This is a genomic window from Paenibacillus baekrokdamisoli, assembly GCF_003945345.1.
Taxonomy (GTDB): domain Bacteria; phylum Bacillota; class Bacilli; order Paenibacillales; family Paenibacillaceae; genus Paenibacillus_Z; species Paenibacillus_Z baekrokdamisoli.
Genome location: NZ_AP019308.1, coordinates 3,942,273 through 3,967,734, shown reverse-complemented (window position 1 = coordinate 3,967,734; position 25,462 = coordinate 3,942,273). Strand labels below are relative to the sequence as shown.

Annotated in this window: 23 protein-coding genes; 15 read left to right on the top strand and 8 right to left on the bottom strand. The window is 47.1% G+C overall.

Annotated elements, in window-relative coordinates; translation table 11 throughout:
* The first annotated feature begins 8 nt into the window (after window positions 1-8).
* The 6 genes from EKN16_RS17650 to EKN16_RS17625 all read left to right on the top strand — a co-directional run bounded on the left by EKN16_RS17650 (window position 9) and on the right by EKN16_RS17625 (window position 6,926).
* On the top strand, window positions 9-1,196 hold the full coding sequence (locus tag EKN16_RS17650; RefSeq protein WP_125659995.1) for an acetyl-CoA C-acetyltransferase: 1,188 nt from the start codon (window positions 9-11) through the stop codon (window positions 1,194-1,196).
* 80 nt (window positions 1,197-1,276) lie between these two features.
* Entirely contained in the window at window positions 1,277-2,140 is an 864-nt protein-coding gene (locus EKN16_RS17645) for a 3-hydroxybutyryl-CoA dehydrogenase (protein WP_125659992.1), read from the top strand.
* 6 nt (window positions 2,141-2,146) lie between these two features.
* Entirely contained in the window at window positions 2,147-3,283 is a 1,137-nt protein-coding gene (locus EKN16_RS17640; protein WP_125659989.1) for an acyl-CoA dehydrogenase family protein, read from the top strand.
* 29 nt (window positions 3,284-3,312) lie between these two features.
* Entirely contained in the window at window positions 3,313-4,215 is a 903-nt protein-coding gene (prpB, locus tag EKN16_RS17635) for a methylisocitrate lyase (RefSeq protein ID WP_125659986.1), read from the top strand.
* Between the two features lie 114 nt (window positions 4,216-4,329).
* A complete protein-coding gene (gene prpC, locus EKN16_RS17630; protein ID WP_125659983.1) occupies window positions 4,330-5,451 on the top strand; it encodes a bifunctional 2-methylcitrate synthase/citrate synthase in 1,122 nt (373 codons plus the stop codon).
* A gap of 32 nt (window positions 5,452-5,483) precedes the next feature.
* On the top strand, window positions 5,484-6,926 hold the full coding sequence (locus EKN16_RS17625; RefSeq protein ID WP_125659980.1) for a bifunctional 2-methylcitrate dehydratase/aconitate hydratase: 1,443 nt from the start codon (window positions 5,484-5,486) through the stop codon (window positions 6,924-6,926).
* 142 nt (window positions 6,927-7,068) lie between these two features.
* Here EKN16_RS17625 and EKN16_RS17620 read toward each other — a convergent pair whose 3' ends face one another.
* Entirely contained in the window at window positions 7,069-8,886 is a 1,818-nt protein-coding gene (locus tag EKN16_RS17620; RefSeq protein ID WP_125659977.1) for an APC family permease, read from the bottom strand.
* 295 nt (window positions 8,887-9,181) lie between these two features.
* Between EKN16_RS17620 and hisJ the strand changes: the two genes are divergently transcribed.
* The 7 genes from hisJ (at window position 9,182) to EKN16_RS17585 (ending at window position 15,742) form a co-directional block, all read left to right on the top strand.
* Window positions 9,182-9,997, top strand: a complete 816-nt coding sequence (hisJ, locus tag EKN16_RS17615; protein ID WP_125659974.1) for a histidinol-phosphatase HisJ — start codon at window positions 9,182-9,184, stop codon at window positions 9,995-9,997.
* A gap of 410 nt (window positions 9,998-10,407) precedes the next feature.
* The gene (locus EKN16_RS17610) at window positions 10,408-11,136 is read left to right on the top strand and encodes an MgtC/SapB family protein (RefSeq protein WP_125659971.1); all 729 of its coding nucleotides are present in this window, start codon (window positions 10,408-10,410) and stop codon (window positions 11,134-11,136) included.
* A gap of 75 nt (window positions 11,137-11,211) precedes the next feature.
* On the top strand, window positions 11,212-12,144 hold the full coding sequence (locus EKN16_RS17605) for a metallophosphoesterase family protein (protein ID WP_125659968.1): 933 nt from the start codon (window positions 11,212-11,214) through the stop codon (window positions 12,142-12,144).
* A 70-nt stretch (window positions 12,145-12,214) separates the two neighbouring features.
* Window positions 12,215-12,799: a xanthine phosphoribosyltransferase gene (locus tag EKN16_RS17600; protein ID WP_125659965.1), complete on the top strand. Its 585-nt coding sequence runs from the start codon at window positions 12,215-12,217 to the stop codon at window positions 12,797-12,799.
* 159 nt (window positions 12,800-12,958) lie between these two features.
* Complete coding sequence (locus EKN16_RS17595) at window positions 12,959-13,516, top strand: SLOG family protein (protein WP_125659962.1); 558 nt, start codon at window positions 12,959-12,961, stop codon at window positions 13,514-13,516.
* A gap of 12 nt (window positions 13,517-13,528) precedes the next feature.
* The gene (locus EKN16_RS17590; protein WP_125659959.1) at window positions 13,529-13,858 is read left to right on the top strand and encodes a DUF1904 family protein; all 330 of its coding nucleotides are present in this window, start codon (window positions 13,529-13,531) and stop codon (window positions 13,856-13,858) included.
* Between the two features lie 30 nt (window positions 13,859-13,888).
* Window positions 13,889-15,742: a sensor histidine kinase gene (locus EKN16_RS17585; protein ID WP_125659955.1), complete on the top strand. Its 1,854-nt coding sequence runs from the start codon at window positions 13,889-13,891 to the stop codon at window positions 15,740-15,742.
* A gap of 48 nt (window positions 15,743-15,790) precedes the next feature.
* Here the strand turns inward: EKN16_RS17585 and EKN16_RS17580 are convergent, their stop codons facing one another.
* The 3 genes from EKN16_RS17580 to EKN16_RS17570 form a co-directional block, all read right to left on the bottom strand.
* Entirely contained in the window at window positions 15,791-16,042 is a 252-nt protein-coding gene (locus EKN16_RS17580; protein WP_125659952.1) for an NHLP leader peptide family RiPP precursor, read from the bottom strand.
* A 112-nt stretch (window positions 16,043-16,154) separates the two neighbouring features.
* Window positions 16,155-16,925, bottom strand: a complete 771-nt coding sequence (locus tag EKN16_RS17575; protein WP_125659949.1) for a class I SAM-dependent methyltransferase — start codon at window positions 16,923-16,925, stop codon at window positions 16,155-16,157.
* Window positions 16,926-17,029: 104 nt separating this feature from the next.
* The gene (locus EKN16_RS17570) at window positions 17,030-17,836 is read right to left on the bottom strand and encodes a M15 family metallopeptidase (RefSeq protein WP_232015828.1); all 807 of its coding nucleotides are present in this window, start codon (window positions 17,834-17,836) and stop codon (window positions 17,030-17,032) included.
* Window positions 17,837-18,129: 293 nt separating this feature from the next.
* On the opposite strand from EKN16_RS17570, the gene EKN16_RS17565 reads away from it, so the two are divergent.
* Complete coding sequence (locus EKN16_RS17565) at window positions 18,130-19,914, top strand: sensor histidine kinase (protein ID WP_164522851.1); 1,785 nt, start codon at window positions 18,130-18,132, stop codon at window positions 19,912-19,914.
* 121 nt (window positions 19,915-20,035) lie between these two features.
* Here EKN16_RS17565 and EKN16_RS17560 read toward each other — a convergent pair whose 3' ends face one another.
* A complete protein-coding gene (locus EKN16_RS17560; RefSeq protein ID WP_125659943.1) occupies window positions 20,036-21,007 on the bottom strand; it encodes a class 1 isoprenoid biosynthesis enzyme in 972 nt (323 codons plus the stop codon).
* Between the two features lie 203 nt (window positions 21,008-21,210).
* On the opposite strand from EKN16_RS17560, the gene EKN16_RS17555 reads away from it, so the two are divergent.
* Window positions 21,211-22,833 carry a glycosyl hydrolase gene (locus tag EKN16_RS17555; RefSeq protein ID WP_232015827.1) on the top strand — a complete coding sequence of 541 codons (1,623 nt, stop codon included), beginning with the start codon at window positions 21,211-21,213 and terminating at the stop codon, window positions 22,831-22,833.
* A gap of 281 nt (window positions 22,834-23,114) precedes the next feature.
* Here EKN16_RS17555 and EKN16_RS17550 read toward each other — a convergent pair whose 3' ends face one another.
* From EKN16_RS17550 to EKN16_RS17540, 3 genes are all read right to left on the bottom strand, one after another.
* Window positions 23,115-23,339 (bottom strand): hypothetical protein, encoded by a 225-nt coding sequence (locus EKN16_RS17550; RefSeq protein WP_164522850.1) that lies wholly within the window; start codon window positions 23,337-23,339, stop codon window positions 23,115-23,117.
* A gap of 191 nt (window positions 23,340-23,530) precedes the next feature.
* Window positions 23,531-24,565, bottom strand: a complete 1,035-nt coding sequence (locus EKN16_RS17545) for a Gfo/Idh/MocA family protein (RefSeq protein WP_125659937.1) — start codon at window positions 24,563-24,565, stop codon at window positions 23,531-23,533.
* A gap of 2 nt (window positions 24,566-24,567) precedes the next feature.
* The gene (locus EKN16_RS17540) at window positions 24,568-25,299 is read right to left on the bottom strand and encodes a ThuA domain-containing protein (protein WP_125659934.1); all 732 of its coding nucleotides are present in this window, start codon (window positions 25,297-25,299) and stop codon (window positions 24,568-24,570) included.
* Window positions 25,300-25,462 lie beyond the last annotated feature (163 nt).

Below are 25,462 nucleotides of genomic sequence, written 5' to 3'. Positions count from 1 at the left end.
GGCGCGGCATGACGGAGGTTGTCATTGTTGGAGGCGCCCGTACGGCATTTGGCAAATTCGGAGGGGCATTGCAGGAGAAGACAGCCGCCGAGCTAGGCGGAATTGCTATCAGCGGAGCGCTGATGAAGGCAAAGGTTAATCCTGCTGAGGTTGACGAGGTCACGATGGGTATGGCGCTCCAAGCGGGAGCAGGTCAGAATCCGGCTAGGCAGGCGGCTCATCTGGGAGGATTGGGCTGGCAGGTACCCGCGGTGACAGTAAATAAGGTATGTGCTTCGGGAATGCGCAGCCTTACAATGGCCGTTCAGGTCATTCGTGCTGGTGATGCTGGCCTTATTATTGCTGGCGGCATGGAGAGTATGAGCCATGTTCCCTATGCATTAAGTGGCGATACCCGCTGGGGTTTGCGAATGGGAGATAGCAAGGTTACTGATTTGCTGCTTCGGGATGGTCTGCATTGTGCCTTTGACCAGATGCATATGGGTGATTATGCGAATGAAATGGCTGCCGAGTACTCCGTCTCCAGGCTAGCGCAGGATGAATGGGCATTACGAAGTCAGACGCGCGCTATTCAAGCGACTCAGCAGGGTGTTTTTCGGGATGAAATCACTCCGGTTACGGTGACAGGCGGTAAAGGTAGTCTCTTTGTCATTGACACAGATGAAGCGCCACGAGCCGATACGAATGCGAGTAAGCTGGCAAGCCTGCGGCCGGTATTTAAGAGTGGCGGAACGATAACAGCCGGTAACTCACCTGGGCTTAATGATGGCGCAGCGGCGTTGGTCGTCATGTCGAGGGAGAGAGCCAATCAGAGTAATTATGTGCCGCAAGCTACCATTTTATCGCATGCATCAGTAAATGTTGAACCCCGCAAGTTTCCAATTACACCAGCACTTGTCGTTCAGAAGCTGCTCCGAACAAATGGAATAGCTCTTCCTGCTATTGATTTATTGGAGATTAATGAAGCCTTCGCGGCTGTTGTACTGGTAAGTGGCTCGATAACCTTATGGGATGCAGAAAAGGTAAATGTACATGGCGGCGCAATTGCACTAGGCCATCCGATTGGAGCGAGCGGAGCCAGAATTGTTCTGACGTTGATTCATGCGCTTAGAAGGCGCGGCGGCGGTCTTGGCATTGCTGCCATTTGTAGTGGCGGAGGACAAGGCGATGCAGTGCTTATACGGGTAGATGAATGAAGCGGAAGTGCCCCTATCTGAACGAAGGAAGGTGAGGTTTTTCGTGAAGGATAGCAAGAGGCGGGCTGGGAGGTGAGGGCATGGAGATCGGCAGCATCCTTGTTGTGGGAGCCGGGCAGATGGGAAGCGGGATTGCTCAGGTTTCTGCGCAGGCGGAATGTGAGGTGCTTTTATATGATCTGACAGAGGAGCGGGTTCAAAGGGCCTTAGCATCGATCAGCAGCCATTTGGCGAGAAATGTTGCGAAAGGAAGAATAACAGAGGAACAGCGAGCAGAGATATTATCTCGTATTCATGGGGTGAATAGTCTTCGGATAGCGGGCGGTGTGGATTGTGTTATTGAAGCTGTAACGGAGAAGCTGACGATAAAGGCTGCGCTTTTCCGTGAGTTAGATGCGGTCTACTCCGAAGAAACGGTGCTAGCAACGAACACCTCATCGATATCCGTGACCGAATTAGCAGCGGCAACTCAGCATCCTGAACGAGTGATTGGCATGCATTTTATGAATCCGGTGCCAGTGTTGAAGCTTGTTGAATTGATCAGAGGGCTGCAGACATCGGCTGAGGTGTTTGAAGCAACGAAGAGACTTACGGAGCGAATGGGAAAGCTGCCTGTTGAGGTAAATGATTATCCAGGCTTTGTATCTAATCGCATCCTCATGCCGATGATTAACGAGGCTATCTATACCGTGTATGAAGGTGTTGCCTCACCGGAAGCAGTTGATCAGGTGATGAAGCTTGGGATGAACCATCCAATGGGGCCCTTGGAGCTGGCTGATTTGATTGGCCTCGATACCTGCCTAGCTATTATGGAAACGCTGCATGTCGGCTTCGGTGACTCCAAATATAGGCCTTGTCCACTGCTGCGCAGCTATGTGCATGCCGGATGGCTGGGTCGTAAATCTGGCCGCGGCTTTTATAGGTACGAGACGGCTGTGAGGTGATCTGGTCTGCATTTATTGTTTACGGAGGAGCAGGAGAAGCTGAGGCGGAAGGTACGGGATTTTGCTGAGAATTGGGTGGCGGATGCAGTCACTGCTATGGAAGAAAAGGATGCTTTTCCAAGGGCGCTTGTGAAGGAAATGGGCAGGCAAGGGCTCATGGGTCTGTCGATTCCCAAGGAGTGGGGAGGCCTTGGTGCGGATATAACCTCTTATATGATCGCGGTCGAGGAGATTTCCAAGGTAAGTGCTGCTGTCGGCGTGATTCTATCCGTGCATACGTCCGTGGCGACGCTGCCCATTGTTCATCAAGGGACGAAAGAGCAGAAAAGCCTATTCCTTCCTAAGCTAGCGACTGGCGAGTGGCTGGGTGCATTCGCGCTAACGGAAGCTCATGCGGGGTCTGATGCTGCCAATATTCGAACTTTTGCTGTGCGCAGTGATGCTGACTATATCCTAAACGGGTCAAAAATGTTTATCACGAATGCAGGAGAGGCAGACCTCTATATGGTATTTGCCTTGGTGAAATCGGAGGGCTCGATTGATGGCATCACGGCCTTTATTGTAAAAAAGGATACGCCGGGACTGCGAATTGGGAAGAAGGAGAAGAAGATGGGGCTGCATGGCTCCAATACCTGTGAGCTGATATTCGAAGAGATGCGTGTACCGGCAGCACATCGGCTCGGTCAGGAGGGTCAGGGCTTCTCCATTGCCAAATCTGCACTGACCGGAGGGAGAATTGGCATTGGGGCACAAGCGCTCGGCATTGCGAAGGCGGCACTAGCGGAAGCAGAAAGGTGGGAGAAGGAGCGAAGTTCCGGTACGCGTTCGCGTAGATTTCAACCCAGCTCGCTTCTATTAGAGATGGCAGCGCAAGTGGAAGCCGCTCATTTGCTCGTATATCGGGCGGCGTATCTATATCAGAATGGTCTTCCGTGCAGAAAGGAAGCATCGATGGCTAAGCTAATTGCCAGTGATACTGCCATGTCTGTAACGACGAAGGTTCTGCAGTTATTCGGCTTTGAGGGATTGAACGACGAGCGTCCAGTCGAGCGGTATTTTCGCGATGCGAAAGTGACCCAGATCTATGAGGGAACGAATGAGATTCATCGAATCGTGATCTCCAATGAGCTGTTGAGACCGTAACTTAATTACGGGAGGTGGAGGTGATAACCATGACGAATCGCATATCACCGGGGGAGCTGCTTCGCGATGCATTAGTCCAAGAACAACCGCTCCAGCTTGCTGGCGTCATTCATGCTTACGCGGCGTTGATGGCCCAAACGGTAGGCTTCCGCGCTTTGTATTTGTCTGGTGCAGGGGTGGCGAACGCTTCATTCGGTCTTCCTGATCTTGGCATTACGACTCAAAATGATGTCATTGAGGAGGTTAATCGGATCTGCGGCGCTGTCCAATTGCCGTTGTTAGTGGATGCGGATACAGGGTTCGGCTCGGCTTTTAACATCGCCCGAACGGTCCGGGAGCTCACTCGCGCTGGAGCAGCTGGCATGCATATAGAGGATCAAGTTGCGGCCAAACGATGCGGCCATCGACCGAACAAAGCTATTGTCAGCACCAGGGAGATGGTCGATCGGATCAGAAGCAGCGTTGATGCAAGAAGTGATGCTGCCTTCGTAATTATGGCTCGAACGGATGCGCTTGCGTCCGAGGGCATGGAGGCAACCATTGAACGTGCAGGTGCTTATGTTGAAGCGGGTGCGGATATGATTTTTCTAGAAGCTGCGACGACGCTCGATCAATACCGTACCTTTACATCCGCGGTCGATGTGCCTGTACTTGCGAATATGACGGAATTCGGGAACACGCCGCTATTCACCACGAGCGAATTGCTGGAGGCGGGTGTTCGCCTTGCGCTCTACCCATTGTCGGCATTCCGTGCAATGAATGCGGCTGCTCTTCAGGTGTATAGAGCGATCAGGGGGGAGGGCACGCAAGCCGCTGTTCTGAACCTTATGCAAACGAGGGAGGAGCTGTACCGTTTCCTGAACTATTATGAGTACGAAAGAAAACTGGATCAGCTATTCATGAATGGGGATGAAGCATCACCATCCAGCTAAATGTTACAAGAAGTCATGCAGCTGATGTCTGGAGTGAGAATGCAAGGTTGTTCCTTGGGTCTTGCGTGAAGAGGTTGCAGAGCCTAAGAGGACCACCTTTAGGAGGGTCAAGCAATGGTGGTGAAGAAGCCTGGAGGGTTGGCTGGCATTGAAGCGGGACAAACGATGATTAGCACAGTAGGGAAGCAGGGGATGGGTTTGACCTACCGCGGTTATTCCATTCATGATTTGGCTTCCTATGGGACCTTTGAAGAAACGGCCTATCTCCTTATCTATGGCAAGCTTCCTGATGAGGAACAGCTCGCGAATTATAAGCTCAAATTAGCTGTATCCAGGCAGCTGCCCGATCCACTAGCCAAGCTGCTCGAGCTGCTGCCTGCTGCTTCACATCCGATGGAGGTGCTGCAGACAGGCTGTTCTGCTTTAGGAACACTGGAGCCGGAGACGTCAACTCGCACGGCGGCTGATATTGCTGACAGGCTGATTGCGCTCATGGGGCCTATGCTGCTGTATTGGTATCATTTTCACCAAAGTGGAGCCAGAATTCAAACGCAGACCAATGACGACAGCATTGCTGGACATTTTCTCCACCTTCTGCATGGAAGTCCCGCGGATGAGCTAGCGGTCAAAGTGTTTGACGTTTCCCTTATTCTCTATGCCGAGCATGAGTTCAATGCTTCTACTTTCGCGGCAAGGGTGACTGCTTCTACGATGTCCAATTACTATTCCTGTATTATAACGGGTATCGGCACGCTGCGAGGTAACCTGCATGGAGGGGCGAATGAGGCGGTGATGGCGCTCATCTCCGCATTCGAGACACCTGATGATGCGGAAGTAGGTATCATGCGGATGTTAGCGGACAAGAAGCTTATTATGGGCTTCGGCCATCGGGTATACACGGTCTCTGATCCTCGTTCAGATATTATTAAGAATGGTTCGCAAAAGCTGTCTCTATGGGCAGCAGATAGCCAGCTTTACTCCATATCGGAACGTGTGGAGCAGGTCATGAGAAGAGAGAAGTCGCTGTTCCCTAATCTGGATTTCTATAGTGCGACGGCCTATCATTTTATGGACATTCCTACATCGCTCTTCACACCCCTATTTGTACTTGCCAGAACCGCAGGTTGGACCGCCCATATTATTGAACAGCGAAGCAACAATCGGCTTATTCGACCAATCGCTACCTATATAGGTCCGGATAGTCTTACGTGGCCAACGATAGATAAACGTAGGTAACGTCTATTAATAACGAATCGAGGTGACTTGATTTGGGTGATTTGACGAGTAATGAGAGACCTGAGCCCGACCAGGTGCTAGTTGATATAGCCGACTATGTCTGTGACTATGTGATCGATAGTGCTGAAGCCTACGAGACTGCACGTTATTGTTTCATGGATACACTTGGCGTCGGATTGCTGGCCTTACGCTACCCGGAGTGCACCAAGCTTCTTGGTCCCCTTGTTCCTGGAGCAGAGATGAAGGAGGGTGTGCCTGTTCCGGGAACGAGCTTCCGACTCGACCCGGTTACAGCTGCCTTTAATATCGGCTGTATGATTCGCTGGCTGGATTATAACGATACCTGGCTTGCAGCGGAATGGGGCCATCCTTCTGATAATTTAGGAGGTATTCTGGCGGTCGCCGATTACGTAAGCCGAAGGAATATAGCCATGGGAAAAGCGCCTCTACTTATGCGCGATGTATTGACAGCGATGATCAAAGCTCATGAGATACAGGGCATTATCGCGCTTGAGAACAGCTTCAATCAAGTGGGACTTGATCATGTGCTCTTAGTTAAAGTAGCATCAACAGCGGTTGTAACCGATCTGCTTGGCGGTAATAAAGCGGACATTGTGAATGCCTTATCTCATGCATGGCTCGATGGCCAAGCGCTGCGAACCTACCGTCATGCACCGAATACGGGATCACGCAAGTCATGGGCGGCTGGCGATGCAACGAGCCGTGCTGTGCGACTTTCCTTTATGGTGATGAAGGGGGAGATGGGCTGCCCTTCCGCAATGACCGCTAAGGGCTGGGGTTTTTATGATGTGCTTTTCAAAGGGGCTGCCTTCCGATTTCAACGTGCCTATGGCAGCTATGTGATGGAGCATATTCTATTCAAAATCGCGTTTCCAGCCGAATTCCACGCCCAGACTGCAGTGGAAAGTGCCATTCGCCTTCATCCTGAAGTTGTTCATCGACTGGCTGATATTGATAGCATCACCATCACGACCCACGAATCAGCCATGCGGATTATTGATAAAAGTGGTCCCCTGCACAATCCCGCCGACCGCGATCATTGTCTGCAGTATATGACGGCCATTGGCCTCCTCTTTGGCACTTTGAACGCCGATCATTATGAGGATGCAGCAGCCGCAGATCCCCGCATTGACGAGCTTCGCCGCAAAATGGTCGTCGTAGAAGACCACAGCTATACACATGATTATCTCGATTCAGACAAACGTTCCATTGCAAATGCGATACAGATTCACTTCAAAGATGGAACCTCGACGCACAAAACGATTACTGAATATCCAATTGGCCATCGAAGAAGACGAGCAGAAGGAATTCCACTGCTCCAGAAGAAGTTCGAGGCGAACCTTGCGACGCGCTTTCCCAAGAAACAAATGCAAGAGATTATAGAGAGCTGTAAGGACCAGTCCGCATTCGAAAGGCTAACAGTCGTTGAATTTATGGATAAATTAACGATTTAATTTTGGGGTGCTTGAAGACAGGGGGTGAATCAGAACGAAGTGAACAATAGCAAACCCGGCTTCCCCAACTTGGGAAACCGGGTTTGCTTCGTTCTATTAGTTAGGACTTGCTAAGATTCCAGCTGTTAATCGGCTCTTTATCTTATCGATGCAGATGATAAGGCACGGTAGCAATAACAACATCCTTTTGGTTGAATAAGTAGGCTCGAAGCAGTAGGCTTGATTGATTGTGCAGAATATTTTGCCACCAATGCTTGGTGATGAACTGAGGGATGAGGACGGTAATGTGATCCGTCTCGGCATTCTTCCATTCCACCGTTTCAATGAAGCGAACTAATGGCCGAATAATGCTTCGATAGCTCGAACGAAGAATGATCAAGCGTACGCCAGGATTCCACTCTTCCCACTTCTTCTCCATGTGCGCAATTCCCTCGTCATCAAAGCCGACATAAACAGCGACCACGTTATCGGTTAGCGACATCGCATAGCTTAGCGACTGCATAACCACGCGGGTAACACCCGCCACCGGCACGACAATTGTACTGCCCTTCGCAACTGGTTTATCCAGTTTAATATTTACTCTGAGCTCATTCGCTGTATTCTCATAATGCTGTTTAATTTTGTAGAAGCCAAGGATTACGATTGGAAGGAAAATGAACACCATCCAGATCTGATTAAACTTGGTGAAAATAAAGATCAGCGTAATGATGAGTGTCGTCAGCATGCCGATCGAATTAACAATGAAGCCCATCACCCAGCCAGAAGGCTTTAGTTTGAGCCAGCGGATCATCATGCCAAGCTGAGACAAGGTGAACGGAATGAACACCCCGACCGCATAGAGTGGGATCAAATTCTCCGTATCGCCGTGGAATAGCACAACCAGCAAAGCAGAGAAGACGCCTAGAAAAATAATGCCATTGGAGAAGCCTAGACGGTCTCCACGTACCATGAATGCATGAGGCATGAATTTATCCTTCGCCAGCATATAGGCTAGCAGCGGGAAGGCGGAATAAGCGGTATTAGCGGCCAAGAACAAGATGAGAGCTGTTATACCTTGAATGATATAGTAGAGAATACCACGGCCGAAGGTGGCATCGGCAATCTGGGATACGACCGTTTCTTTGGGATCAGGCTTGATTCCGTACCAGTAGGCCAGCAAGCTGATGCCGATGAACATGGCACCGAGGATGGTACCCATCATAATCAACGTTCGGGCAGCATTCCGTTCAGAGGGCTTCTTGAAGTTAGGGATGGCATTAGATACGGCTTCAACTCCTGTGAGTGCAGAACAGCCAGAGCTGAATGCCTTGAGCAGGAGAAACAGACTAATATTCGAAACCGCTGTACCGATCTCCGGCACATGAGCGTGAACACCTACTGTTAAGATTTTGATAACACCCGAGATGATTAGAATAAAGATTGCGATAACAAAAAGATAGACAGGGATGGCTAGAATCGAAGCAGACTCACCAATTCCTCTTAGGTTCATAACGGTGAGGAACAGAATCATGATTAAAGCTATGAGTACCCTATGATCATGTAACGATGGAAAAGCAGATGTAATCGCATCTGTTCCCGCTGATGAGCTTACCGCAACCGTTAAGATATAATCGACCAGCAATGAACCGCCGGCTAAAAGTCCTGTTGATAGGCCAAGATTATGTTTGGCTACAATGTAGGCGCCTCCGCCTTTAGGATAGGCAAAGATGGTCTGCCGGTAAGAGAGAATCAGAATGAGTAAGAGGCCAAGGACAGCAATGGAGATGGGGATGGAATACCAAACGGCCGCAAAACCGGCAGCCATTAATACAAGCAAAATTTGCTCGGTGCCATATGCGACAGAGGATAGCGCATCGGATGACAATACGGCTAAGGCCTTGAGCTTACTTAGTTTTTCTCCTTCTAGCTCCGCACTCTTCATTGGACGTCCAATCAAAAAACGTTTAAATCTGCTAATCATGTTTGGCTCCTTCTTCCTAATCCAATGAACAAATTGATCTCTGCCCTAATTAATAGTCGTCTGAATCGCAAATATAACCTTGAATCGATAAGATGACGCAAGAAAAGAACAGTATAAAATGCCCACATTCGATTGCTCGAATATGGGCTTAGAAAAAGCGCTCTAATTAATTTACAACGAGTCGCTAGAACGGTCAAGATAATGTTTATATGTAAATCCTCCTTACAGTGATGATGCTAGGATGTTATAATCTAGAAAGCATTTTCATAGATCATACTAGGAGGTAGACTAAGAGATGAAATGGGATGGACATACACATACGAAATTTTGCTATCATGGGAGCAATGCGGATCAGGAGCTGTATATTAACCGCGCTATTGAGCTAGGCTTTGAGCGATATACAATCAGTGAGCACCCGCCTTTGCCAGAAGGTTATGTCGTCGATGAGCGATTGATGAAGGAACTCGCTATGCCGGAGAATGAACTGCCTTTGTATATCGAATATGCCAAGCAAATGAAAGAGAAGTACAAGGGGCAGATCGATATTACTGTCGGATTGGAGCTGGATTTCTTACCCGGTCAGCTATCGTTTACAGAGCGGATCGTCGAGCAATGGCAGAAGGATCTGGAGGATGTTGTCTACTCCGTCCATTATCTGCCTGGTGTTGGCGGAACACGCTGTATAGATTTCACCCCGGATGATTTCAAAACCAACCTTTTGTCTTATTACGGATCTATGGAAAAGGTAGTAGATGAATATTACAATCATGTGGAGTCGGCTATCGCGGTTGCCTCTAAGCTGCCGATGCGCAAACGAATCGGACATATTAACTTAATTGAGAAATTTTCCCTTCAACTGCCGCCTATAGAGGAAGAACAGATCAAACGCCGATTGGAAGCCATACTGCCAATGCTTGAGCAAGGCAATGTCGGCATTGATGTCAACACGGCAGGCCTTCGGGTACCAACCTGTGGCAAGCCTTACGTACCGGAATGGTTCCTGCAGGAATGCCTGCGCAGAGGAATTGAATGCGTGTATGGATCAGACTCTCATAAACCGGAGCATGTAGGCCTGGGTTGGGATTGGTTTGCAGCGCAAACAGGGCAATAATTGGAGTCGAAAGTAAAGAACGCTAAGCAGCTCACATCCATCTAAATAAAAGTGAATAAGCTGCAGCTCCCAGATAGGGCGCTGCAGCTTATTTTTAAATATAAGGCGATAGCCGTTTCTTCTTATTTTACCTTAAGCTGCTGATCACCGGCTCCCCGTTATGCTCGCTTGATTTTAAATATCTATTCTTGATCGTAAAAGGAATGAGCATACCAATCATCCCGTAAGATAACTTAAGAAGGAGAACACGGATAGGTGTCGAACTTGAAGGGTTAACGGCATTTACACAATATTAATAATAAGAAGCGGATTGATTAGTCCTTGGATAGAAACTGGAAATACGATTAAATTTTCATGAATCCATTGACTCTTTTCATAAATCATAGAAAATAGAGAAAGGCTGGACGCAAATGACACAAGTTTACGATCCATCAGTATGGCATATCAGTAATTTGGAATTAACCATTCGTTTGGTGTTAGCACTAATTCTTGGCGGGTTAGTTGGACTCGAGCGGGAGCTTGGCGGACATTCCGCTGGGTTTCGAACTCATATCCTCGTATCCCTAGGCTCTGCGGGTATTGTTCTATTATCTATGTACGGCTTTGCGGAATTCGCGGCTGAACCTAATGTGAGGCTGGACCCTTCACGACTGGCGGCTCAAGTAGTAAGCGGAATCGGTTTTCTCGGAGCAGGAACGATACTCCGTACAGGCATTACAGTTTCGGGGCTTACAACGGCGGCATCGCTCTGGGTTGTTGCTGCTATTGGGCTGACGGTAGGCGCAGGATTCTACTACGGTTCTGCTGCTCTAACCTTGCTCGTCGTGATTAACTTATTCCTTCTGAATAAATTCGAACGCAAATTTTCAAGGAATAAACGAAAACGTGAGCTGGTCATGAAGATTCAGAAGAGCTCGTCCAGCTTGAATAAAGTGGTCTCTGAGCTGAACCGAAATGGCCTTCAAATTAGCAAAATGCTCGTCGAGAACGATGAGGCTGCAGATGCCGATAGCAACACACTGCTCATCGTGCGTATACAGGTGAAGCTGATTAAACCGATTAAGTTTGAAGAGGTTATCATATCTCTAGCTACCATTGACGGTGTATTCGGCTTAGAAACGGGTGGAGAATCGCTATAGCGTAATACGTATTACGTATAAGCGCAAGATGAGACGTATTTTTCATACAAATCCAATTATAAAGAGGTTGCAGCTATGAGCAAATCTTTGCATTTTCGTCAGGATGGTACGTTTACTATTGCACAATTCACTGATCTGCATTGGCAAAATGGAGAAAGTGAAGACTTGCGTACAGCGGCGCTTATACAGCAAGTCATTGATGCGGAAAGCCCTGATCTTGTCGTATTCACAGGGGATGTAATTTACAGCGATGGCTGCACGGATCCGAGACAATCCTTTCGCGATGTGGTAGCGATCATTGAACGTAACGGTATTCCTTGGGCGGCAGTATTCGGCAATCATGATACGGAGAGTTTGGTAACGCGTGAAGAGCTGATGCAGGTTCAGATGGAGCATGAGCATTGTTTGAGTGAGGCAGGACCGTCGGATATTGCGGGTGAAGGCAATTTCGTTATACAAGTACAGGATGCGGAGGGAGAAAACCCGGTTGCAACGTTATATTTTCTTGATAGCGGAAGCTACTCGGAGATCCCTGAAATTGAAGGCTATCAATGGATTCAGCGCAACCAAATCGATTGGTATGTGGAGCAGTCGAAGTCAATAACAGCCGCCAATCAGGGTGAGCCTGTTCCTGCCCTTGCATTCTTTCATATTCCTCTGCCAGAATATAAGGAGGTTTGGAAGAAGGAAACCTGCTACGGCTCTCATCATGAGAAGGTGTGTTGTCCACCGATTAACTCGGGCTTCTTCAGTGCAATGCTTGATATGGACGATGTCGTCGGTACATTCTGTGGTCATGATCATATTAATGATTATTGGGGCACTCTACATGGTATTCGATTATGTTATGGACGAGCTAGCGGCTATCATACCTATGGAAAAGATGGCTTTCGCCGTGGATCGCGACTCATTCGACTGCATAAGGGAGAGAGAGACTTCTCGACTTGGATTAGACTTGATAATGGAACGGTAATTGACGAACCTAAGGAACATCATCCTAAGGGGTAAGCTATTACACTAGAGTTGTCATAATTACCGGATATACAACAGAACATGCAATTACGAGGAGTGTTTGGGCTTGGAATTATTGAAACAGAAGATTAGAGATGAAGGCATCGTATTAAACGAGCAAGTACTAAAGGTAGATACATTCTTGAATCATCAGATTGATGCAGAGCTGATGCTGGCAATTGGCCAAGTCTTCTCCCGGCTATTTGCGGAGAACGGTGTGACGAAGGTATTAACTATTGAGTCATCTGGCATAGCGCCAGGCGTAATGACGGCGATGCAGATGGGGGTTCCGCTGCTGTTCGCTCGTAAACGCAAATCATTGACGCTTCAGGAGGGTTTGTACACGGAGAAAATCTACTCCTTTACGAAGAGAGAAGAGAGTGAAGTTTCGGTTTCCAAGAAATTTCTAGCTCCAGATGATCGTATTCTAATCATTGATGACTTTTTGGCTAATGGTGAAGCCGCACTTGGAATGGCTCGCATTGTTCAGCAGGCTGGAGCTCAGGTCTCAGGTATTGGAATCGTAATAGAGAAATCATTCCAGCCCGGCAGACAGAAGCTGCTGGAGCTTGGTTATCGGGTGGAGTCTCTTGCTCGAGTGGCCACTTTGGCTAATAATCAGGTCACCTTTGTTGAGGACAACGTGGACTAGTCATGGTCATTTTTGCCTGAAAACACAGTGCTGCCGATATGCCTACTCAGGCATGAATGGCGGCACTGTTTTAGTTTTTCAAGAATTGTCGAATGTGCTTCGTGATTCTGATAATTTGTGCTAACCTGATAGTTAGGAACGTACAAGGAGTGTCAGGTTATGAAGCGGATTCTTATAACGGGATACAAGGCGACAGAACTTGGTATTTATTCCATGAAACACCCTGGAATTGACATGATTAAGAAAGCAATACGTAAACAGCTTATCCCATGGATAGAGGAAGGGCTTAGCTGGGTTATTGTAAGCGGTCAATGGGGTGTGGAACTGTGGGCTGCGGAAGTGGCAATTGAGCTGAAGGCTAGCTATCCGGATTTACGCTTAGCCGTTATTACGCCTTTTTTGGAACAGGAAGAGAAGTGGAATGACCAGAAGAAGGAGATCTATAACGGTATTCTTACGAATGCGGACTATGTGAACAGCGTAACAAAGAAGAAGTATGATGGGCCTTGGCAATTTAAGGAGAAGGACAGGTTCCTGCTGCAGAATTCGGATGGACTTCTTCTCATGTACGATGAAGAGCAGGATGGATCACCCAAATACATAAAAGAACTTGCGTTAAAGCATGCGCTTGTTGTGGATTACCCGATCTTTACCATTACCGGAGAAGATCTTCAACATCTTGCCGAGGATGAGCAGTTCAATCAATTCGATGAATGAGGAGACCATGCTATGCCGCAATTACTAGTTAGAGGAATTAGCCCAAGCCAGCTTGTACCGATCAGTACAGCGTTAATAGAGGAACTGGCGGCCATCTGTCAATGTGGAACAGATAACTTTACAATCGATTGTCTATCGACCACATCCGTATTCGGAGGCGAGCAGGTTCCAACCTATCCTTTTATTGAGGTGGGCTGGTTTGAACGGGGACAAGCGATACAAGATTCGTTTGCTGCGGCACTAGCGCGTCATGTTATATCCATAGGTGTGCCCGAGGTAGAGATCGCCTTTAGAATGTATCAAGAGTCTGCCTATTACATAAACGGACGCAGCTGTACATAAATAGAGAGAGAATGAATAGAGGTGCCCGAGTTGAAATCTTCTACTAAAACGAGGCTATCGATAGCTGTCCTATTTACCCTTCTTCTTTGGTTCATGCCGACGGTTGCCTATTGTGCGAACGAACAAGCTGTAACGGACATCTTTGCATGGGAGCAGCAATGGGAGTTGGACGGGGATTGGTTATCTGTTGACTCATCTAAGAATGCCATACCCACAAAACCAAAAGCCAGTTCAAGTGTATCCATCCGAATCACCCTTCCGCAGATTAATGATAACGATGGTTTATATATTAGCAAGCTGTATGCGAATCAGGTTCAAATTTTGGAGAATGGAAAAGAAATTTATACGAATGCACGCACTTATAAGTATGATATTTATCGAATTCTAGTCCCCTTAGATTCAAAAAGCTCGGGTAAGACAATTCTCATTCATGCGAAAACAGATACAGATCGCTTGGGGCTATTCTCTCCTATTGTGGTCGGAAACTATCAAAGATTAGAAGGCGACTATGTCAAAGCGAACCTCAATGATGTGTTCCTTGGCTGCTCTTTTCTCTTCGTATCCTTTATCATGCTGCTTAGTGCGATCTTCTTGAATCACGAGCAGCGTCGTAACTGGCTTTCTTTGAGTATTATGATTATGGCAATCGGTGTCTTGATGATTACCTATTCCCCTTTCCTTTTCACCTTTTATGGGCAATATGGCCCTTTTTTTTACAGTATGTTTGATCTCGCGCTTTTCTTCTTTTTGCCGGCATTAACCTATTTCTTTGAAAATATTTTCGGTGCAGGCTACTTTGCGGTATTCCGTAAGCTTCGAAAATTCCAAATCGGCTATTCCATTTTTTGTTGCATGTGTTCCATGCTCAACTTGCTCACACATTACAACTACTTTGATGTCTATCTCTTCTTCACTGTTACTCTATTAGGTGTTGTGATGGTCATACAGTTTCTGCTTATTATTGTATTTACCATTATCTATGCCTTGAAGGGGAATATAGAAGCACGAATCTTGTCCATCGGGATGGGGATATTTGCGATTATAGGCATAGGAGAGCTGGTTTGGTTCTACCTGCAAGCCGAAACCTATGATTTCAAGCTCTGGAAGCTTGGGATGCTTGCATTCATTGGTTCTCTTATTATCTTACTAGGCCGTAAAATGGCTGCGACGCATAGAAAGATGGTTCAATATTCGAAGGAGCTAGCGACCTATAATCTGAAAATCCAACGCTCGGAGAAGATGGATGTCATTGGTCAATTGGCCGCTTCGGTGGCACATGAGGTCCGCAATCCACTTCAGGTATCCCGCGGCTTTCTACAGCTGCTTGGTGAGAGATTAGTGGATGAGAAGGCCCAGGGATTCACGAAAGTCGCGATAGAGGAGTTGGATCGGGCAGCGGAGATCATAAAGAATTACTTGTCCTTCGCGACACCGGAGTTGGATACGATCAGTCGATTGAATTTAGCGAAGGAGTTCGCGCATGTCGAGCAAATTATCGTGCCCTTCGCGGATACACAGGGCGCACGGATTGAGTTCAATGTTCCCTCTCATCTTCATTTACATGGCAATGATGCGAAACTGAAGCAAATTTTCATTAATATGATGAAAAACAGCTTAGAAGCACTAGGCGAGAGTGGTGTAATCCGAATATGGGCCTTTGAACACCAAGGAGAAATTGTTATCCATCTCCATGATAACGGGGAGGGAATGGATGAGAACGTACTACAAAGGCTTGGGGAGCCTTATTTTTCTAATAAAGTGAACGGAACGGGTCTAGGTCTTATGGTCACGTTTCGTATTATTGAGCTGATGAATGGGAAGTTGGAATTTAAGAGTGAGAAGGGTGTGGGAACGGAGGCCATCATTCGCTTTCCGGCATCGTAATAAAAAACGCTAGGTGGGTTAACCACGTAGCGCAGAGGGTCAAACGTATTACCACATTCCCTGAACGGTGCCTCCATCGTCCGCAGCTGCTGATGCTGATGCTGTAGGTGCAGAAGGAATAACGAGGTAGAAGCTAGCAGCTGTTTCTTCAAGTACAGTTAATTGGATGTCGCTTGGAACAGTAAGTCCGAATGCTTCCTGTAAAGCTGCTTTTGGATCGGATAAGAGCAGTTGCTTGAAGGCAGGATCGCTCCAGGCTTTCTCAATGATTTTCTCTTTCAATTCTTGTTCTGCGGACATGACATATTCACCCTCTACTATTGGATAATGCTTTCAAAAAAGAGTTTAACATGTAAATATGACAATATCCACTAAAATATGATTCTATTCGACTATTTTTTCAAAGAGCTAGTTAAGTCTTTAGTTGGAGTACGAGACCAAACATCCTGATTGCAAAGGATTCGTCCCGGCTTTCATACCAAATGGCCAATTCCCTGTCCCTCTCTGGTGGAATAGCACTGCCATAATGGGCCCCCGTTACATGCCTCATATAGTTATAGATTTGTTCCCTAGTACTAGGCGAATCCGTCGTTACTCCATAATTCAACCGCTCAATTGGATGTAGCCCAGCATAGACTGCTTCCAGTGAGAGTAGGTCCTTGAAGCTCATCAGCTTTGACGTTCGGAGGGGCTTTCTCATCTGTTGGTATAGATTGCTAAAGAGAGGAAGCAGCTTGGACTCGGTTAGTTCAGTCTGCATCTCTTCCTCTACGTCAATGATAATAATGATTGAACCGGGATGTATGCGTTCTCGCAGCCAGCGCATGAAATGCGCTAGATCCGGCAGATGAGCCGCTATTAAACGAACCAGCACATAGTCGTAAGGCTTGGGTGAATGATAGTCCTGATAAGCAGTAGGAACAATTGTGATTGCCTTACTTACCTTGGTCTGTGCAAACCGATAGATTTGCTCATTCATCTCAATTCCCGTGCATGACCATAGGGGGAATTGTTGGCTCATTCTTAATAAGTAAGCCCCGTTGCCGCATCCCACATCCAGGACGGAAGCTTTTTTCACGAGATTACGTTCATAATACGAGCTTAATAACTGTGTTTCCTTATCAAATAAAAGGTCGGTTGTTGTGGTCAGCATGAGATCGAACCAGTGCTCTTGTGTGCGCATATTGGTCTCCTGACATTGTAGATGAACCTATTATAGGCGATATATGTCACAACATCTACTGTCTATCCAATCATCTATCCTTCGAGATCCTTACTTTTTTTTCATTAATATTTCATTAAATATTGTTCTAATGTCAAACCTTGCTTCGTTATTTCCTGCGCAATATAGACGCCAACATAGCGTAAATGCCAAGGCTCATACGTATAGCCAGTCAGCTTTTCTTGTCCCTCACCATATCGAACGATGAAGCCATATTCGGCAGCATGTGCTTTCAACCACTTGCCTTCCTTCGTTTTGCCAAGACTTTGCTCTAATGCATAGTTAACGCTTGAACTAGATACATCTATAGCTAGTCCCGTCTGATGCTCGCTCTGACCAGGATGGGCGCTTGTTTTGTTGGCAACAGCTGCACCCTTAAGCGCAGCGTTACGATCAAAAATTGCTTTTTGAGTCGCATAGGAACGGTAAGCAGAGACGCCTTTCAAAGAAATATTGGCTTTCTTCGCCCCTGCGAAGAGATTCTCAATGGCGGTAGCTGCCGGCTTACGCATAAGCTTCTTAGGGCTGTCTCCAGCGAAGGAGAAGGGAATATTCGGCTTTACGAGATCAGATGGTTTATAAGTGGAAGCTAACTCCCGCTTCTTGTTCACGAGAATGATTGTGCTGGAGGTATTCGTCACCATTGCGATACCTGCGCTATTCTTCTTTATGGTTAGACTAGGCGCATTGGTATGCATGAATTTGGTGAATGCTATTTGACTGCTTGTCTGGGTAGATGAGACGGCTGAGACGGAGGAAGCAGAAGCAGAAGCAGATACTTCTGATGGATGAAGGTCAGTTGCGAAAAAGACTAGCGAGAAACCTGTCAAACCAAGTAGAATAAAGGATATAATTGGCGTTTTTTTCTTCAAGTGTAAAACCTCCTAAATGTTATAGCGTGGCTCAAGGAATCTAGCATCCACGTTTCTATTTCCATTCTAAGAGGCAGTTGTAACTAGAGCGTGTTAAGAATGTTTCTAACTTGTAACTACGCAAATAAGAATTCAGGGGTATAGAAGGGCTATGACAAAAATTGTCGAATTAATGATTATTATGACTTCAAACATGAGGTGGTTCAGTGAAATTCATACCTAAGTTACTAGGTATAATGATAGTCCTCTTGTGTTTACTTCCTCTTCTTTCGGCATATGCGAGTGCTGAAGCGATGACAAGGATCAATCGCTGGGAGATCAAATGGGAGACGGATACTGAGTATTCCTTAATGGAGGCAATAGATTCGAAGGGCTATAAGCAAATCACTCCAGAAACCTTAGTGAGAGCGAAGCAAGCTGGTGCACATGGGATATGGATTAAGTTCGTATTACCGCACATCTCCCATAGAGAGGGCTTGTTTATTAATAACTTATACGGCGAGCATGTTACGGCGTATATGGATGAGCAGCAAATTTACCAGCATAGCTACAATTACCTTTACGGGAAGAATAGACTGCTCCTGCCTATTGAGGTGAATGATTCGGACAAGACCATTCTTATCCACGTTCATTCATCAATGGAAGAGATGGGGCTGCTTGGAACAGTGCAAATCGGCGATTATCAGCAATTCACCGTGAGCTATGTCAAAGAGGATTTAATCGATATTATTCTAGGATGCTCCTTTCTAATTGTAGCCACCTTGATGTTTATCTGTTCGATATTCTTGGGTAGAGGACAGATTGCGGCATGGCTTTCCTTAAGTGCAGTTATTTTATCTGCTAGCATTCTGCTTCTTGCCTATTCTCCATTTCTGTATACCTTTTACGGGAATTATGGATCCGTTTATCTACATTTATTTGATTTAGCCTTATTCACTCTTATGCCGTCGCTGACCTACTTCTTTGAAAGTATTTTTGGCAAAGGGCTCTATAGCATTATTCGAAGGTATCGTATTTTTCAAGTGTACTATTCATCGCTCTGTTTCTTTTTGCTGCTCCTTCAGAACATTGTGCCCATACGAGGTGTTTATTTCTTCCTGACGGTTACTGCTTTTGGGATAACGATGATCGTGCAATTCATGCTTCTGTTTATCATGTCGATTATCTACGCGGTTAGAGGCAATAAGGATGCTGTGTTTATCTCGACTGGCTTCGGCTTATTTGCTCTAATTGGCACAGGTGAGCTGCTCTGGTTCTATCTGGATAAGGGGTACTATGAGCTGCACCTTTGGAAATATGGGCTTATTGGGTTCATTTGCTCGTTAGTTATTTTGCTTGGCAAGCGATTCGCGCATAGTCATATGCAAATCGTGAAGTACTCGAAGGAGCTAGAAATGTATAATAACCGCCTTCAACGCTCGGAGAAAATGGAGGTTATTAGTCAACTTGCAGCTTCTGTGGCGCATGAGGTGCGTAATCCGCTTCAAGTGACTCGTGGATTCCTACAGCTAATGGGGGACTTCACGAATGCGGATAAGGAACGCAAGTATTTGAAGCTAGCCATTGAGGAGCTTGACCGCGCAGCCAATATTATCACGAATTATTTGACCTTCGCTAAGCCACAGCTGGAAGAAGTATGCGTGCTTAATCTAGCAGAGGAACTGCTGCATGTAGAAGGTATTTTGCTGCCGCTTGCTAATCAGGAGGGTGGCAAGATCGTCATGAACATTCCCAAAGATCTACATATGCGAGGCAATTCATCTAAATTGAAGCAAGCCTTTATTAATATTATTAAGAATAGCATTGAAGCGCTGCAAGGGAGCGGCAGTATTCATTTGTGGGCGTATGAAGAACAAGGAGAAGCCATTATCCATATTAGGGATAACGGACGAGGCATGGAGGAGTCAACACTCAAAAGACTCGGTGAGCCGTACTTCTCAAGTCAAACGAAAGGAACAGGGCTTGGATTAATGGTGACGTTCCGTATTATTGAGCTTATGGAAGGCAAATTGGAGTTCAAAAGTAATCTGGGAACCGGAACGGAGGCTATTATCCGGTTTCCAATTGTGAAGCAATAAGAAGACGGTTGTTATTCATGCCTGCTGTATATGGCAGGCAATAACAACCGTCTTTTTATAATATAAAGCAAGTATAAGTATTCTCCATCCCTTGCTTCTATTTCAGAGGGAAGAAACTTGCTTAGCTTCCAAGGACGACGTTAGCCGTTTCTTCTTGCTTGGCTGCAAGCCAGTTAACGAAGCCGCCACGCAGGCGAGCTTGCTTGTGCTGCTGCAGCCGAGCAGAGGCTTGAAGCAGATCCTGAGCAAGCGCATCATGGAAGGCCAGCAGCAGGGGAATAGCTGGCTTTGCTTGAAGCAGCTGCTCATGGCGAGCTAGAGCTTGCTTAGCGAACCGCTCGAGACCGCCTTGAAGCGTGAGCACGGTATTCACCTGTTCTACCGTTAACGTATCGCTTGCTGGCAATTGCAGCTCATCTCGAATGAAGGCGAGTAGGCTGTTCTCATTGCCATCAGCTAGATCCTCCGCCCAATCCACCCAATCGTCTACCATTTGAAGGGTGACGAGTACTTGATCTACAACATCCGACACCGGCTTGATCACTCTTGTCTGGTCCGTCAGCAGAAGCATACCGGTGCTTGCGAGCTTGAGTGGGCCAGCCTTCTTAGCGAACCGGATCGGGTCTGCCGCACTTTCAGAAGCCTGTCCTTCAGTAGCAACGCTTACGGCCCACTCTGTGATATAAGCTTGGAAATGAAACCAGAACGACGATTCAGAAGGAAAATCCTCTCTATAGATGTTGAGGAAGGTCAGATAGAACAGATTGGAGAGTGCTAGCTGCTGATTCCAATCGGTATGAACCTCTGTACTGTCCATCACATCATCCTGTATGAAAAAGTACAGCATGAGAAATACGTTGGCAAGCGCCATTCTTCGGCAAATTCGCTGATCTGCCTTTACTGTTTCCTGCAGCCAAAAGGGCAGCAAATAACAAATATAATTCTTTGTGCTGTTTGCTGCTAAAGGATTGAACTTGTCCAAATATTGAAGTCCACGAATAGCAAGTGGAGCGGGAAAAGCAGCTAAGAGGTCTTGCGCTTCAGCAAATACGATACCAAGCTCATCTTGGAAGCCTGTTTTCCAATTCGACAATTTCCTCACCGCTTTCTATCGTTTACATCGAGTATAACCCAGCCTTATTTGATGGGACAATTGCTATTTTTTAGGATGCGGGAGGTTTAATTGGAGTAAAACCCTAATATGATTCTTACAAAATATGTCTGTCCTTAAAGTTTGAATGCATAGTAAAATTATCCATGTTTGATTATAAAGACCTACAAGTAGGAGGGGCAAAAGTGTCAGGGAAAAGTCGAATGATGGCAATGGGATGGAAAATGCTCGCGGTTATTCTTGTAGTCGTGCTAAGCGTTACTACGTTTCATTCTAATGACGTTCAAGCGCAGGATGTATGGGGAATCATGAAGGAAGCTCGCAAGCTGGACGAACAAGGTAAGTATGCTGAGGCGATCAATAAATATAAGCAGACGCTGCCTGAATTTGAACAGACCAAGCAGTATGGGAATTTGGCACAAATGTATCGCAGCATCGGAGACGATTATGTTAAGCTGGTCAACTTCGATCTAGCTGTGGTCAACTATGATAAAGAAGCGGAATATTCGGCCAAAGCGAATCAGACGCAAATTAGTATTGCCGCTAAACGCAAGGCGGATATGCTGCGCAGCAATGCCCAGCTGTTCATAGAAACGAATGCAGAGACGGTTGGCGCTGCGAATACGCATGGTGCAAGGTTCGAGCCGAAGAATGGGGCTCTGCTTGGTGCCTATGCGGAGCTTGATCCAAAGGTGCATAACGCGCAGAATTCCAAGCCCTTCTATTCGGATGCATTTCCGGAGATGACAGGCAAGAAGCATGCAGCATATTTGCTCTATTTTAAATATGGGGATTCCTTCTCTAAATTAAAAACGCATATCGAATACGCCCGCAAGAATGGCACTGCCCTGGAGATAGGACTGCAGCCGCTTAAGGGATTGTCTGAAGTGAATGACAACGACTATTTGCGGATGCTTGCTAAAGATGTGGCGGAAGCTGGCATTCCGATCTTCCTGCGATTCGCGAATGAGATGAATGGGGATTGGGTTCCCTGGCATAACGATGGTCCAAAGGCTTATATCGAGAAGTTTAGGCTTGTGTCCAAGGTATTCCATGAAGAGGCACCCGATAACGTCGTGATGGTATGGGCGCCAGACCGACTGCCAGATTATAACATTCAAGATTACTATCCGGGCGATGATGCTGTAGATTGGGTGGGGGTTAGTCTGTACACGATATTCAACCCTTCAACGGATCCCCTGAAGCAGGGTGAAGACCGCTCCAGTCATGTCGAGAAATTCGATCAAATTTATAAGCTCTACGCTGCACGTAAGCCGGTCTTTATCTCCGAGGGTGGTGTAGCCTATATGTATCCGGAGAAGAAGCAGGACAAGACAGATTGGGCGGTGTATAAGACGAAGGAGTTCTATGCTTCGCTGCCGATGTTATATCCAAGGGTGAAGGCAGTATTCTGGTTTGATAGCAACCATGATTCAACCAATCGGATCAAATATTACATGCTGTCTGCTAATCAGAAGCTGCTGGATGCTTATAAGACGTCGATCTCGAATCCATTCTATCTTTCTTCGATCGGTGATGAATCACCGATTGCTTATAAACCGATCAACAATCAGTCGGTTGGCGCATCCGTTCAAAAGGTATCCGCTTATGTGAAGACATGGTCAGCGACGCTGAGCAAGGTCGTTTACGAAATCGGCGGCAAGCCAGTTGCAGCAGTTGCGCAGCTTCCATGGACCGCATCGATTAATTTCGCTCCTTACAAGGGGAAGAAGATTGACATTGTCATTAAAGCGTATAACCAGAATAAGCTGATAACAACGCAGAAGGTATCCGTTACAGTCAAATAAAACAAAGAATAGGGCTGACCCTTAAGTGATATGCTCCCCATATGGTAGACAGGTTAAATAATAAAAACCTGAGCTACAATGAGGGGAGCATTTTTCATGCCCAAAGTTCAATATAGTGCGAAAGAGAAACTCGCCATCCTCGAAGAGATCGAATGCGTCGAACTTAGCATCATGGGTTCTCAGGGGTACTTTGTCACAGGTCTTCAACCTTAGGATCTCTCCACCAGTTGCCTGTCAGCTACGAGGCGACTTGGCTCTTACCTCGATTGAACTCACATCAATTAGTTGTGCAGGCGCGCAATATTGCAAAAAGAACCGTCAGCAGCCTGACGGTTCTTTGATGCCGGGAGCGTGCTAATTAAGAGTAACCTCCCGTTAAACTCTGAATAACCCGTATCCATTAAGCAGAATGATGGATTATCGTCTATTTTGAGACCAGCCGATTCGCCGCGAAGGGCAACGTCGACAAGCCATTGGGTAAAGGGGGCGACGTTCATCGTCTCCATTTCCTTCAAGCTGTCACTTCCTCTCCTCTTATTACGCAAGTCCACGCAAAAAGCACACCGCAGGCAAAGCGTCAAAGACGCTGCCGGGTGTGCTTCACGACCGGGATTGGATCATTCAATAAGGAGATTATGCAGAAGATCCTTATATTTGTCAATTCTTAATCTTGCAATCTAATCTTGCAATCCTGATCTTACAATCTAATCTCCCGCCCAAGCTCTGCCGATTCATAGATCGCGGACAGGATCTTGATCATATCCACGCCGTGGTCCGGCGTAATGATTGGAGTTTCGCGGCCAAGCACGCACTCGATGAAGTGTTGAATGTTGGCGGTATGCTGCGGTATCGCGGCTGCTGGGAACTGAGGTTGTTGGTCGATCAGTACGCCCTCGTTTTCCGTGAAGATCTTCAATTTATCGTTGATTAGACTGAAACCGCCCTCGGTACCTCTCCACTCCAGGAATTTTTTCTCCTCCTCGATATTGGAAGCCCAGCTAAATTCGATTTGCAGCGATGCTCCGTTATCGAAGCGGATAAATCCGGCCGCCAGATCCTCGACGTCGAACGTTCCGGCAGGAATTTCCCCGTCGGCTTCAGGACGATCCGCGAACTTGCGATAGGTCGATCCCGACACTGTGACCGGCTTCGGATTGCCGCTCAACCACATGGCCATGTCGATCATGTGCACGCCTAGGTCGATCAATGGACCGCCCCCGGAAAGCTCCTTCGTCGTGAACCAGCCGCCGCGTCCCGGGATTCCCCGGCGGCGAATCCAGCCGCAGCGCCCCATGTACAAATCGCCTAGCTGCCCGTTGCCGATAATCCGCTTAGCAAATTTTGCTTCTTCGCTGAATCGGTTGTTGCGCATCGTCATAAGCAGCTTGCCAGACTCGCGCGCAACGTCCGCCATTTTCTGCGCTTCGATCGGATTAACCGCATCCGGCTTCTCGCAAAATACGTGTTTGCCCTTCTGCAAAGCAGCAATGGCAATCTCCGAATGGTACAGGTTCGGTGTACTGATCCCAACGATATCGATCGACGGATCGGCGATCAACTCGCGATAATCATCATAAACTTTAGCGTCCGGAAAATCCTTTCCGACCGCTTCCGCGGACGCGCGGAACGCGTCGCAGATCGCAACGATCTCCACTTCCTTGTGCGACAGCCATCCCGGAAGATGAGCGAACTTGAATATGCCGCCCGTACCGATAACTCCTACTTTTAGCATCGTTAATTTATCTCCTTAATGATCTCTAGTGGCTGGGCATGACCGTAACACGGGTACTCGCGGTTGACCGGAGCAGCCCATTTCACTGCGTTGGAAATGACCTTGCGAACTTCCGGGTTATAATAAGTCGGATAAGTCTCGTGACCCGGGCGGAAGTAGAAGATTTTGCCCGCGCCGCGCGTATAACAGCAGCCGCTGCGGAATACTTCTCCACCCTCGAACCAACTCACCATGACGAGTTCGTCCGGTTGCGGGATGTCAAAGTGCTCGCCGTACATCTCTTCCTGCGGAAGCTCGATGTATTCGCCGATGCCGTCAGCGATCGGGTGTCCCGGATTGACGACCCAAATGCGTTCTTTTTCGTCCGCTTCCCGCCACTTCAGATCGCATGAGGTACCCATCAGTTTCTTGAATATTTTTGAAAAATGACCCGAGTGAAGCACGATCAGCCCCATACCTTTAAGCACGCGCTGATACACTTTCTCCACGATGACATCTTGAACTTCACCATGCGCCATATGTCCCCACCAGATGAGGACGTCCGTTCCGTTTAATACCGCATCGGACAAGCCATGCTCCGGATCGTCCAGGGTAGCTATCTGTATGTTCCCCTTGATGTCCAGACCCTCGGCGATCGCCGTATGCATTCCTTGCGGATAGATTGAAGCTACTGTCTCGTTACTTTTCTCATGACGATATTCGTTCCAAACCGTAACGTTGATCACTTGGCTCATAAATGGATTCTCCCTTAACGTTGATTTCCCTCTTCATTTTAGTCGAGGAAAACGCTTCAATCGATTGCCAATTCTATTCATTTCTTACGGTATTCTGTCATCGCTTATAACAAACTGAGCGGTTATGTTAAAATATCGTTACGCGATCCTGTCGCACATCCTA